Genomic DNA, 13,122 nt, shown 5'->3' with positions numbered 1-13,122 from the left:
CTAACTTTAAGTGAGGAGGAAGTTATGTTAACTAAATTAATTTTGGCTGCAGTAATTGCTGTCTTATTTTATTTATATCGAATAGTTGATTTTAAGTTACAAGTATTATTACATCCTATTTTATTAACTCCCCTACTTGGTTCTTATTTTGGCTGGGGTGGATTTACTACTGGTATTATTCTAGGTGCTTTAGTAGAATTATTATGGGGAAGTAATCTAGTTGATTATCTTGGAGGCCTGAAATATGGTTTATTAGTTAGTTTACTAACAGTAGTATTGATGTATTTAACCCAAAATATTAGTTTGTACTTTAATCTTTCGCTAGTCTTGATTTTAGTCTTTAGTTTACAACAGAGTTTAGGTTTTTTAGAAGAAGAAAAATATTTTGTAGGGTTAGTATTTTTATTCAATTTAGTTGTATTAAGCAGTGCTCCTTTAATTAAGCTAATACTAGGCTGGATTCCAGCTCAATTTATAGATAGTCTACAAATCAGTGGTGGTTTATTTCCTCTAGCTGGATTAGCTATTTTTGTAGTGCAGGGCTTAGATCCTACGTTAAGACGGGATAATGTCTGGTATTATGCTTATGGATTAGCTACTTTAGTAACTATCGTTTTTGTTTTTAATAAGTACTATTTTGGGCTTATCTTTTTTCCTTTAGTCTGGTATACAGTGTATTACTTATGGCACTCTATACGAAAAGTTGAGTTTAAAGACTATCTTAAGTGGGCAGTAGCTATTTTAGCATTTATTTTGGCTCCAGAGATTGTTGAAATCAGTAGTCCGTTAGTTACAGGTTCTGTAGGTTATATTTTGTTGGTAGATATTTTATTAACTGCAATTGTTGGATTACAGTTTATGGAGTTAACAGCTTTGGAAAGTTACTTTATTATTTTATTATTAGGAGTTATAGGTTCACAATTTTCTATTATGGGGTGATAAAATGGAATTAATTGCTGATTTACATACTCATACAGTTGCTAGTGGTCATGCTTATTGTACAATTCAGGAATTGGCTACTGTAGCAGCTGAAAAAGAGATTGAAATAATTGCTATGACAGATCATGGGCCAAATATGCCTGGAGGAGCTCATCCTTATCACTTTGGTAATTTAAAGGTTTTACCGCGAGAAATTTGTGGAGTGCGAGTTTTAAAGGGAGTAGAAGCAAATGTAACTGATAGACATGGTACTTTGGATTTAGGAACAGAATATTTGGCTAAATTGGATCTTGTTTTAGTTGGTTTTCACGAAGATGCTGGTTATAATCCAGGAACTAGAGAAGAGAACACAACTGCTATGGTAAATGCTATAGTTAATCCTCTAGTTGATATTGTTGTTCATCCTGGTAATCCAGCTTATGAAGTGGATATTAGTAGAGTAATCAAGGCAGCTAAAGAGAATAATACTTTATTAGAGATTAATAATAGTTCCTACCGTAGTAGGCCAGGCAGCAGAGAGTATTGTATTGAGATTGCTCAGAGAGCACAAGAAGCAGGTTTGGAGTTGATTTTAGGTACTGATACCCACTATAGTGATCAATTAGGTGAATTTCCGCAGGCCTTAGAGATTGTAGATCAGGCTGGATTAGAAGCTAGTAATATTGTTAATACTTCTTTAGAGCGAGTAGAGAAGTTTATTGCTCAGAAGAGGGAAGTTAAAGAACAGGTATTAGAGGAAATCAATTAGAGTTGTGAGTCTTGTGTCGTGTGCGGATGCTTTTTATCACGGAAAGTTTCTGTGAAACTTGTAGGGGCAGCTAATTCAAAACCTTTAAATTAAAAATCTAACCTCACTTCAGATTACAGATAGCAGATAGCTGAGGCACGAAGTGTTATATTATATCTAAAATAAAGGGTGAACTAGATGCAAGTTTATGCTGACTATCATACTCATACTAAATATAGTCATGGTACAGGCAGTATTCGGGAAAATATTGAAGCTGCAATTGAAGCAGGTTTAGAAGAGATAGCTATTGCTGATCATGGCCCAGCTAGTTATAGTCTATATCAGTTAGGGGTAACAAGAGCGGAGACGTTACTGGAAATTAAAGATAAAGTAGCTTATTATAATCGGCTCTATCCTGAGATTAAGGTATTAGCAGCAACAGAAGCTAATATTGTCAGCCTTACTGGAGAGTTGGATGTGCCTCAGTCTATCTTACAGGTTCTAGATAAAGTTTTAGTTGGTTTTCACTTGTTTATTAAGCCTGTTAGTTGGCAAGCTGGAGTGGAGTTGATAGTCAAGAATTTAGTTCATGAAAGATTAGGGTTTAATAGCCAGGAGATCCGCCAGCAGAATACAGAATTATTAATTAAAGTGCTGAATAATTATGATATTGATATTATCACTCATCCTGGTTACCAGATCAATATAGATACTAGGTTGTTGGCCCAGGAGGCAGTTAAATCTAATGTAGCTTTAGAGATTAATGCTAAACATTTACCTGGGGTTGATTATGTACTAGCAGCTGCTTATGAAGGAGCTAACTTTAGTTTAGGTAGTGATGCTCATCAACCATCGCGAGTAGGAGATCTCAAACCTGCTTTAGAAGTAGCTCGACAGGCAGGCTTAACAGCAGATAGAATTATTAATGTGAAGCAAGGTAATTCTTAAGGTGAATATAAATTTTCATTTTATTAATTATTTGAATGTTAACTATCAACTATAAATTGTAAACTATAAACTAATACCAGGTGGGGTGAAGTATAGTGACAGAAGATATATTGGTAGTTACAGGAATGTCTGGCGCTGGAAAGTCAGAAGCTATTAATGTTTTAGAGGATTTAGGTTACTTTTGTGTTGATAATCTACCACCTGCTTTAATCTCTAAGTTTGGTGAATTATGTAGTCATTCTAGTGATCAGATTCAGCGAGTAGCTTTAGTGATTGATATTCGAGGGCGAGACTTTTTTGATAGTTTATTTGAAGAATTATCTAAGTTAGAAGAGGCTGGATCTGATTATCGGATTCTATTTTTAGAAGCTTCTACTGAAGCTTTAATTAATCGGTTTAAACAGACTCGACGGCGTCATCCTTTAGCGCCAGAAGGAAGGATTTCAGAAGCAATTGAGCTAGAAAGAGAGAAGTTAGAAGAGATTAGAGGAACAGCAGATAAGATAATCGATACAACTGAATTAGATCCTAAAGGATTAAAGGAAGAAATTGAAGGTAGTTTTGTGGAAAATACTAAACAAGATCAAATTACGTTATCTATTTTATCCTTTGGGTTTAAATATGGAGTGCCTTTAGATGCTGATTTGATGTTTGATGTTAGGTTTTTGCCTAATCCGCATTATGTTGATTCTTTACGTTCTTTGACTGGTGAAGATAAAAGAGTTCAGGATTATGTTTTAAAGTGGCCAATTACTAATCAGTTTAAGAGAAAATTATTTGATATGATTGATTTTTTACTGCCTCAATATATTAAGGAAGGTAAGACTCATCTAACAATAGCTATTGGTTGTACCGGAGGGAAACATCGGTCGGTAACTTTCGCTGAAAAATTATATGAGGAGTTTGAAGATGAATATAATATATTGATTAAACATCGTGATTCTGATAAATAGGGAGTGGGAGTGGTGAAGAAATTAAAGTGGTTGTATCCAGGGATGAGATTTAAAAGATGGTTGTTGTTAGTAGGTTTAGGTATTTTATTAGTTAGTGTAGGAGTAGCAATCCTGATTGGTTTTGAAGCATTGAGTGTAATTGAGAATGTCTTAATTGAGTTTGTTTATCTGCTGACAGGAGAGTTTACATTAGTAATTAATAAGGTATTAGGAGTTATAATTATTATTAGTGGTTTATATTGTGTAGCTGTAGGAATTAAGCGAATGATTAATTCTGTTTATGAGGTAGTATTACCAGAACAAAATACTGAACTAGTGGATTTATTCTTACAGAAAAGATATTTAAATAAAGGCCCTAAGATTGTAGTTGTTGGTGGGGGAACAGGCTTATCAACCTTATTGCGTGGTTTGAAGAAATATACAACTAATGTTACAGCTTTAGTAACTGTTGCTGATGATGGTGGCAGTTCAGGTATGTTAAGAGATGAATTAGGTGTTTTACCACCAGGTGATATCAGAAATTGTTTGGTAGCTTTAGCTGATACAGAACCACTAATGGAGAAGTTGTTTCAGTATCGGTATACTAAAGGAACAGACTTAAAGGGTCATAGTTTTGGGAATTTATTTATTGCTACTATGTCAGAGGTATTAGGTGATTTTGAAAAAGGGGTTAAGGCTTCTAGTGAGGTACTGGCAATTAGGGGGCAAGTGTTACCTGCTACTTTAGAGGATGTAACTTTATCAGCACGGTTACAGGATGGTCAGATCGTAAAAGGAGAATCACAGATTCCTGAAGCAGATGGAGCTATTGAAGAAGTGTTTATTGATCCGGTTGATAGTGACCCTGTACCTGAGGCTTTAGCAGCCATTGAAGACGCTGATGCAATTATTTTAGGTCCTGGTAGCCTATATACTAGTGTATTACCGAATTTATTAGTTGAAAATTTAAACCAGGCGATTAAAGATTCAGAGGCGATGACTGCTTATGTTTGTAATGTGATGACTCAACCAGGAGAGACAGATGGCTATACAGCTAGCGATCACGTGCAGGCCATTTATGATCATATAGATTCTGAGATTATGGATTATATCTTGGTTAATGACCAACAAATAGAACCTGAGTTACTAGAAAAGTACGCTGAAGAAGGTTCTGAACCAGTAGAAATTGATTTAGCTAAGTTAAAAGAACAAGGAGTAAAGGTAATTCAGGAACAGATGATTAATCAATCTGATTTAGTTAGACATGATTCTGATGATTTAGCTAAAGCAATTATGGATTTAGTTATTAAGAATTTAGAATAGATTGTGGAGGAGAGGATTATGAAGGATAAGAAGATTCTAATCATCGATGATGATAAAAATATATGCCGGATATTGAAAGATTATCTTTTAGTAGAAGGGTTTGAAGTAGATGTAGCTTATACAGGTGCTGAGGGGTTAAAAAAGGCTAAAAAACAAAAGGTTGATTTAATGATTTTAGATATTATGTTACCAGGAATTAATGGTTGGGAAATATGCAAAAGATTGCATGAGAATAAAGCTGAACTTCCAATAATTATGTTAAGTGCTAAAACTAAAGAAACTGATAGGATTACAGGATTGGAATTAGGAGCTGATGATTATATAACTAAACCATTTAGTTCTAAAGAGGTGGTAGCAAGAGTTAAGGCAGTTTTAAGAAGAACAGTAGAGGGAATTGAAAGATTAACCTATCCTTCGTTAGAGATAAATAAAGATTATAGAATAGTTAAAAGTGAGGGCCAAGAGATTTCTTTAACCCCTAAAGAATTTGATTTATTATGGACATTAGCTTCTGCTCCTAAACAAGTATTTTCTCGAGAGAAATTGTTAACTGAAGTATGGGGCTACAATTATTTTGGAGAAGAAAGAACTGTAGATACTCATATTAAATCATTAAGAAAAAAGATTGGCACCCCAGTAAAAAATTATATTAAGACAGTCTGGGGGGTAGGGTATAAATTTGAGGTGGCCAATGATAAAAAATAAGAGTTTGTTTAAAAGGTTAATAATTAGATTTTTATTTATTATATTTATCATTATAATTGTTTTAGGAATTTCAATGATTTATTTTTTTGAAGATTTTTATTTTGAAAAAAAGGAACAAGAAATTATTAATAATAGTAAAGTAATGATTAAACCTATCTCTAAAGCATTAACTCATAATAATGAAGATATTTCTAGGTGGTTACAATTAACAGCTGAAATAAATTCAGGACAAGCGTGGTTAATAAATAGATCTGGTTATGTAATTTCTTCTTATCCTTCTTTATTTTCAGAAGATGAAAAAAGGATTGATTTTGGATTTAAAGAAGTTCTCAATGGAAAAATTATTACTAATAGAATTGAAGTCTCTTATTTTGAACGACCAATGTTGTTAGTAGGATTACCAGTTTATAGTGGGAATTCCGAGCAAGTTAAGGGGGCTTTGTTGATTTTTACTTCAGTGGCAGGAGTTAATTCTACAATTAGACAGGTTCAGAAAATGATGGTCTATTCATCACTATTAGCTATTTTTCTAGCATCAATAGTAGCTTATAGATGGTCGAAAAGTTTATCTGAACCTTTAAGAATGATAAGTAAGACTGCAATGAAGTTAGGTGAGGGCCAATTTGGAGAACAGGTCAATATAGAAGATAACAGTGAAATTGGTACATTAGCTGCTAATATAAATTATTTATCGCAAAAACTAGAGCTAACAGTAAATGATTTAATTGAAGAGCGAAATAAATTAAAATATGTTTTAACTGGGATGGAAGAAGGAGTAGTTGTGATTGATAATGAAGCAGAAATAATTTTATTTAATGATTCGTTACAAAGGTTATGTTGTCTAGAGACTAATAAACAACTACTAGGTCAGGATTTAGATGATATTATAAAGGATGAAGATATAAAAAAACGTTATTTAAAGCATTAATAGAAGAAACAGCAACTAAGAAAGAACTTACCTTTTCTTGTTCAGGCCAAGAAAAAAGAGTACTTATTAATTGTAATCCTATTTATATTGAGCAAGACCAATTATGGGGAGTAGTAGGATTATTTAATGATATTAGTGAACGATGGAGATTTGAACAGCTACAAAAAGATTTTGTGGCTAATGTTTCTCATGAATTAAAGACTCCTTTATCTTCTATTAAAGGATCAGCTGAAATATTAATTGATGGAATAATAACTGATCGTGTAAAACGCAAAGAATATTTACAGATTATTTTTAATGAAGCTACTAGATTATCAGATTTAGTAAATGAAATACTCCAATTAGCTGAACTTGATACTATGAATTTTAGTCTTGATGTAGAACAAATAAATGTAAGGGATTTTTTACAGAATATCAAATCAATATTTAGTAAAAGATTAAAGCAGAATAGAGAAATATTTAAAATTAATGTTCCTAATATTCCATTATATATTCAAGGAGACCGAGAGAAGTTAAAACAAGTTTTATTAAATTTATTAGATAATGCTTATAAGTTTTCTTCTGTTGGTAGTTCAGTTACAGTTGGAGTAGAGATTGAAGGAGATAGAGTTAAGTTTTGGGTCAAAGATAAAGGACAAGGGATTAAAGCTGATCAATTAGATGATGTTTGGAAAAGATTTTTTAAAGTTGATCAAGCTCGCACTCCAGGAAAAAAGGCAGGTAGTGGTCTAGGATTAGCTATTATAAAACAAATAATCAATCAACATGGAGGAGAAGTTTTTGTAGAAAGTGAATATAATAGTGGGTCAATCTTTGGATTTTATCTAGTAGATTATCAAGTTAATGATTTTAAATAAATCTTCAATCTTTTCTCAAACTTTTATCACAAAATCCCTTTATAATATAAGTAACAAATAATCAGGAGGGATAGAGATGATGAAAAAAGGTGTAGCGGTTTTAATGGTTGTTTTGATTAGTGCTTCATTATTTGTTGGTTGTACAGGAGGTCAGCAAGGAAATCCAGAAGAAGGTCAACAGCAGCAACAAGAAGAATTAGAAGTAGACCAACAGCCAATGGAGGAAGAACAGCAAGAGCCAATGGAAGAAGGACAATAAGAGTAAAGGTTTATTTAAGATCATTTATAGTGTAATGTAAAGGAGGTTTAAATTGAAAAATAAATTATTTGTACTATTGATTTTAAGTTTATCACTTGTAAGTTTTTTTAGTATAAATGCTAGTGCTGCAAATGATGATTTAGATATTGGTTATATAGACTACAATAAAGTATTTGAAGCTCATCCAGAAATGCAAGAAATGAATGAACAGTTATCTAAAGAGATGCAGGATATAAGAGAAAAGTATCAAACTAAAACCAATAATTTAGATCCGCAAGAAGATAAAGAACAGATGAAAAAGTTACAAGAGGAATTTAGGAATAATGTTCGTCAATTACAGGAGGATTTGGCTCAAGAAGCTAAGCAAAATGTAAAACAAGATATAAAGGAAATAAGAAAAGACCTGGGATTAGATCTGATTATTAAGAAAAAAGGCTTAGTAAGTAGTAGAGAGGATTTAGAGTCAGAAGATGTAACGGAAGAAATAGTAAACCGATTTAAAGATTATGACTAAATAACTATCTATAAGAGGGGCTCATAGCCTCTCTTAATTATATTGGTGTATATTTTATTTGTTATTTAATGAAATAAATATTTATAATTTCCGAAGCAAGAAAAGAAACTAGTAATGAAGTAGTAGCAGAAATTGCAGGAATTATATAAGTATAAGGAGTTTGTTGTTTAGGTTTTCTTTTGATATAATGTATTATACACTACATAAATTCAGGTGATAGGAATGTCTTTTACAGATGAAGTTAAACATGAAGTAATTAGAAAAGATAACTCTAATCGGTGTTGTCATTTAGCAGAATTAGCTGCTTTAATTAAATCAGAAGGTAGTCTCAAGATAGTCAATCAGCAGTTAGCTCTAAAATTAGTTAGTCAACAGGCAGTTGTAGCTCGCAAATTATATAATTTGCTCCAGGAAAGATTTGATTTTATAACAGAAATTATAGTTAGAAAAAAGATGTATTTAAATAAAGATAACTACTATATAATTAAAGTGGCTTCTCAACCAGGAGTCAAAGAATTACTAGTTGATTGTGGGTTGATAGATAAATCATACCAGTTGAATTACCAAATTAAAGAGGAGTTTAAAGAAAAAGAGTGTTGTAGGCAAGCTTATTTGAAAGGACTCTTTTTAGCTACTGGTTCGCTGACTCACCCAGAAAAGGAGTATCATCTAGAGTTGAGTATAGATTACCAGGAGTATGCTGTTGAATTAAAGGACTTTTTTACTCAGTTTGAGATAGATATTAAATTGCGCCAGCGAAATGATAATTATCTATTGTATCTTAAAAAAGCAGATGATATTATTAAGGTGCTTAATCTAATCGGGGCCCATTCAGCTTTATTACAGTTTGAAAATGCTAGAGTTCATAAAAAAGTTCGTAATAGAGTAAATAGGCTAGTTAATTGCGAGACAGCTAATTTAAATAAGACAGTAGCTGCTGCGCAAAGACAGTTAGAACATATTGAGTTAATTGATCAGTTAAAAGGTTTAGAGGAATTGCCTGCTAGTCTGCAAGAGATAGCTGATTTAAGAAGAGAGAATCCTTACTCTAGTCTTAAAGAGTTAGGAGAAATGCTAGAGTTAACTAAATCAGGAGTTAATCATCGCTTCCGGAGAATTAAAAAGATAGCTCAACAACTACAGGAAAGCAAATTTCAGTCCAAATAAAAAATTAATTTTTTTGCAGGACTTTTGTTTTTCGGCAAGAAAGATTGATGATGGAGAGTCCGGAAAGAAAATATATTTTTGGCAGGAGTTTTAGTTTGGAGTAGGAAATACTAATAATGGAGATAAAAAAAGAATACAATAATGATGGAGTTTATTTTTTACAGAGTATGGGACAATTTTATAAGAGCGGGATAATTATGTCCCACTAAGGATTGAGGGATAGGAATGGTTAATTATTTTAAGTTGCAGCAAAAGATAGCTCCAGAGTTAGTTAAAGTTGTAGAGCGCAGATATGTAATCTTAACAGAAATTTATCGCTTAGGGCCAATTGGCCGGCGGTCGTTGGCTCAGAAACTAGATTTAAGCGAAAGAACTGTCCGCAAAAATTTAGATTTCTTTCAGGAAAACCAGTTTGTGGAAGTTACTAATGCCGGGGCCAAAATTACAGATTCTGGAATCAGAATTTTATCCGACTTCGATGGTTATATTAAAGAACTGAGGGGAACTAGAAAGCTAGAACAACAAATTGAAGCTATTTTAGGGGTAGAGGTACATATTATCCCACGAGGATTGAATTATAGCCAATCTAAGGGGGAGTTAGGTAGATTTTCAGCTGATTTTGTAACAGAATTGATTACTCCTGAAGATATAATTGCTGTAACTGGAGGAACAACCTTAGCTACTATGGCTCGGATGATGAATCGTAGTAATCATGATTTAGAAGTTACTGTGGTTCCTGGGCGAGGTGGCTTAGGAGAAAAGGTGGAAATTCAAGCTAATACAATTGCTGCTAAACTTGCTAATAAATTAGGTGGAGAATATCACCTATTACATATACCTGATAATTTAGAAAAGGATACTATTTCTAAATTAGTGATTGAACCTTCGATTAAACAGGTGCTTGATTTAGCTAAGGATGCTGATATATTAGTCCATGGAGTAGGTACAGCTCAAGTAATGGCCAAGCGTCGTAAAATAGCAACTGCTAAAATTAAAGAACTAAAAGATAAAGGAGCTGTAGGAGAAAGTTTTGGTTACTACTTCAACCAGCAAGGAGAAATTGTGTATTCTACTACTAGTGTTGGATTAAAGTTGTCTGATCTGGTTAAGATAAAAAAGGTAGTAGCTATTGCTGGTGGCGAGCACAAAGCAGAAGCTATTCTAGCTGCTGTTTCTAGTAAGTATCAAGATGTCTTGATCACTGATGAAAAAGCAGCTCATAAGATCTTAGAGCTAGTATAAGTTTACAATTTAAATTTATAATAAATTTTATAAGGAGGAGTTAATATGACAAAAAGAGTTGCAATTAATGGATTTGGGCGAATTGGGAGAGGTTTCTTACGACTAGTTACACAACGAGGTGTAGATTTAGAGATTGTTGCTATCAATGACTTAGTTGATGTAGAGAACTTAGCTTATTTACTTAAGTATGATTCTGTACATGGTAAGTTTGATGGTACAGTAGATACTAAAGATGGTAACTTAGTAGTTAATGGTAATGAAATCGAGGTTAGTGCTGTTAAGAATCCTACAGAATTACCATGGGATGAGCAAAATATTGATCTTGTAATTGAATCTACTGGAGTATTTAGATACCGAGAAGATCTAGAACAGCATTTAGAAGCTGGCGCAGACAAAGTTCTGTTAACTGTACCTGCTAAAGACGAGTTAGATAATACTATTGTATTAGGTGTTAATGATGATGAGTTATCAGATGATGATAAGCTTGTTTCTAATGCATCATGTACTACTAACTGCTTAGCTCCATTAGCTAAAGCATTAAATGATGAATTTGGATTAGAGCAAGGTTTAATCACTACTGTACACGGCTATACTGCTAGCCAGTCTATCTTAGATGCTCCTGCAAGCAAAACAAGAAGAGGTAGAACTGCTGCGGAAAATATTATTCCTACTACTACTGGTGCAGCTGTTGCTACTACAAAAGTACTACCTGAATTAAAAGGTAAGTTAGACGGTATGGCTATGCGAGTACCTGTACCTAATGGTTCTTGTGTTGATGGAGTATTTACTCTAGGAAAAGATGTTACTGTAGATGAAGTAAATGCTGCTCTTAAAGATAAAGCTGAAGGAGAAATGGAAGGCATCTTAGGCTACACTGAAGAGCCACTTGTTTCTAGAGATATCATGGGCCAATTTGAATCTTCTAAAGTTGATGGCGGAGCTACTATGCAGGTAGCTGGTAATATGGTTAAGATTGTTTCTTGGTACGACAATGAGTTAAGTTATACTAATCGAGTTGTTGATTTAGCTCTTAAGCTGTAATTATATTAGTTAGAATTTAGGGCCAACTTAGTTTTGGCCCTACCTTATTACCTAATTAATAATGTAGAATTGAGAATTAACTTCAAGTTTTCTTGAATTTGATTTCAATTGTCAATTCTAAATTGTTAATTAAAATGCGGAGGTGGCAGTAATGGATAAAAAAGTTTTAAAAGATGTTGATGTTGATGATAAACAGGTATTAGTTAGAGTTGACTTTAATGTGCCTGTAGATGATGATGGTAATGTAACTGATGATAAAAGAATTGAAGCTGCGTTACCTACTATTAAGTATCTGAAAAAACATGATGCTAAGACTATCCTGATGGCCCACTTTGGTCGACCAGGTGGTGAAGTACAAGAGGATTTACGTTTAAATCCAGTTGCGCAAGAGTTATCTAATAAATTAAACCAAGAGGTTATTAAGTCAGAGACAACTGTTGGTCCTGATGCTAAAGAAGCAGTTGCTAATATGGAAGCAGGCGATGTAGTATTATTAGAAAATACTCGTTTCAATCCAGGAGAGAAGCAGAATGATCCTGAATTTGCTCAGCAGTTAGCTGAATTTGCTGATGTTTATGTGAATGATGCTTTCGGTGCTGCTCACAGAGCTCATGCTTCTACAGCAGGTGTAGCTGAATATGCTCCAAAAGCAATTGCTGGATTCTTAATGCAGAATGAATTAGAGACTATGCAGCCTGCAGTTGAAGACCCTAAGCAGCCTTATGTAGCAATTGTTGGGGGCGCTAAGATCTCTGATAAGATGGATACTGTAGAAACTTTAATGAATAAAGCTGAGACTATCCTGATTGGTGGGGGCATGGCTAATACATTCATTAAAGCTAAAGATTATGAAGTTGGAGATTCTCTACTTGAGGAAGATAAGCTTGATTTAGCTAAAGAATTAATGGAGAAAGCTGAAGCTAAAGGAGTTGACTTAGTACTGCCAATTGATGTAACTGTTGCTGATGACTTTGCTGCTGATGCAAATCATAAAGCAGTTGCTATTGATGAGATTGAAGAGGGCTGGCAAGCACTGGATATTGGCCCAGAAACTATCGAGAAGTTCTCTTCTATCCTAGCAGATGCTAAGACAGTTACTTGGAATGGACCTTTAGGTGTCTTTGAAATGGAGGCCTTTGCTAAAGGAACTAATCAAGTAGCTGAAGTGTTAGGTGATATTGACGCGACAACTATTGTTGGTGGTGGAGAATCTGCAGCTGCTGTTAAGCAGGCAGGATTAGAGAATGCAGTAACTCATATTTCTACTGGTGGTGGAGCTTCCTTACGAGTTATTGAAGGTAAACCACTTCCTGCAGTAGATGCGTTGGATAACAAGTAGAGATTGTGTTTCAATAAACTAGATAATGTCTTAATAGGGATTTATTTCAATGTACACAACCAGTCTTGGTTTCTAGACGTGTTAGATAACAAATAGAGAGTAATTTTAGGTTGAGGCTGAGGCTAAGGTTAACTCAAGCCTCTATCTTGCCTTAACTTTTAATAGGTCTTACATAATTCAAACTATAAAAAAGGAGTGATA

At 33.7% G+C, this 13,122-nt stretch carries 14 protein-coding genes; all 14 read left to right on the top strand.

Annotated features, from left to right (window positions below; all coding sequences use genetic code 11):
- The first annotated feature begins 24 nt into the window (after positions 1–24).
- The gene (locus tag ACYQ3D_RS06225) at positions 25–939 is read left to right on the top strand and encodes a hypothetical protein (protein WP_459837144.1); all 915 of its coding nucleotides are present in this window, start codon (positions 25–27) and stop codon (positions 937–939) included.
- Positions 940–943: 4 nt separating this feature from the next.
- The gene (locus ACYQ3D_RS06220; RefSeq protein WP_459837143.1) at positions 944–1,687 is read left to right on the top strand and encodes a phosphatase; all 744 of its coding nucleotides are present in this window, start codon (positions 944–946) and stop codon (positions 1,685–1,687) included.
- Between the two features lie 177 nt (positions 1,688–1,864).
- Positions 1,865–2,614 (top strand): PHP domain-containing protein, encoded by a 750-nt coding sequence (locus tag ACYQ3D_RS06215; protein ID WP_459837142.1) that lies wholly within the window; start codon positions 1,865–1,867, stop codon positions 2,612–2,614.
- Between the two features lie 95 nt (positions 2,615–2,709).
- Complete coding sequence (rapZ, locus tag ACYQ3D_RS06210; RefSeq protein ID WP_459837141.1) at positions 2,710–3,567, top strand: RNase adapter RapZ; 858 nt, start codon at positions 2,710–2,712, stop codon at positions 3,565–3,567.
- A gap of 12 nt (positions 3,568–3,579) precedes the next feature.
- Positions 3,580–4,869, top strand: coding sequence for a gluconeogenesis factor YvcK family protein (locus ACYQ3D_RS06205; RefSeq protein WP_459837140.1), 1,290 nt, complete (start codon positions 3,580–3,582; stop codon positions 4,867–4,869).
- A gap of 18 nt (positions 4,870–4,887) precedes the next feature.
- A complete protein-coding gene (locus ACYQ3D_RS06200) occupies positions 4,888–5,574 on the top strand; it encodes a response regulator transcription factor (protein WP_459837139.1) in 687 nt (228 codons plus the stop codon).
- Positions 5,561–6,502 (top strand): sensor histidine kinase, encoded by a 942-nt coding sequence (locus ACYQ3D_RS06195; RefSeq protein ID WP_459837138.1) that lies wholly within the window; start codon positions 5,561–5,563, stop codon positions 6,500–6,502. Before ACYQ3D_RS06200 ends, ACYQ3D_RS06195 begins: the two co-directional genes overlap by 14 nt.
- 173 nt (positions 6,503–6,675) lie before the next feature.
- Entirely contained in the window at positions 6,676–7,359 is a 684-nt protein-coding gene (locus tag ACYQ3D_RS06190) for a sensor histidine kinase (protein ID WP_459837137.1), read from the top strand.
- 76 nt (positions 7,360–7,435) lie between these two features.
- Positions 7,436–7,618: a hypothetical protein gene (locus tag ACYQ3D_RS06185; RefSeq protein ID WP_459837136.1), complete on the top strand. Its 183-nt coding sequence runs from the start codon at positions 7,436–7,438 to the stop codon at positions 7,616–7,618.
- 52 nt (positions 7,619–7,670) lie between these two features.
- A complete protein-coding gene (locus tag ACYQ3D_RS06180) occupies positions 7,671–8,132 on the top strand; it encodes an OmpH family outer membrane protein (RefSeq protein ID WP_459837135.1) in 462 nt (153 codons plus the stop codon).
- A gap of 222 nt (positions 8,133–8,354) precedes the next feature.
- On the top strand, positions 8,355–9,299 hold the full coding sequence (whiA, locus tag ACYQ3D_RS06175; RefSeq protein WP_459837133.1) for a DNA-binding protein WhiA: 945 nt from the start codon (positions 8,355–8,357) through the stop codon (positions 9,297–9,299).
- 225 nt (positions 9,300–9,524) lie between these two features.
- Complete coding sequence (locus ACYQ3D_RS06170; RefSeq protein WP_459837131.1) at positions 9,525–10,541, top strand: sugar-binding transcriptional regulator; 1,017 nt, start codon at positions 9,525–9,527, stop codon at positions 10,539–10,541.
- A 45-nt stretch (positions 10,542–10,586) separates the two neighbouring features.
- A complete protein-coding gene (gene gap / locus ACYQ3D_RS06165; RefSeq protein ID WP_459837129.1) occupies positions 10,587–11,582 on the top strand; it encodes a type I glyceraldehyde-3-phosphate dehydrogenase in 996 nt (331 codons plus the stop codon).
- A 151-nt stretch (positions 11,583–11,733) separates the two neighbouring features.
- Positions 11,734–12,921 (top strand): phosphoglycerate kinase, encoded by a 1,188-nt coding sequence (locus tag ACYQ3D_RS06160; RefSeq protein WP_459837127.1) that lies wholly within the window; start codon positions 11,734–11,736, stop codon positions 12,919–12,921.
- The last annotated feature ends 201 nt before the right edge of the window (positions 12,922–13,122 follow it).

Source organism: Halanaerobaculum tunisiense (assembly GCF_054657635.1).
The sequence above is the reverse complement of the archived record's forward strand: the minus strand, read 5'-3'. Positions and strand labels throughout refer to the sequence as shown.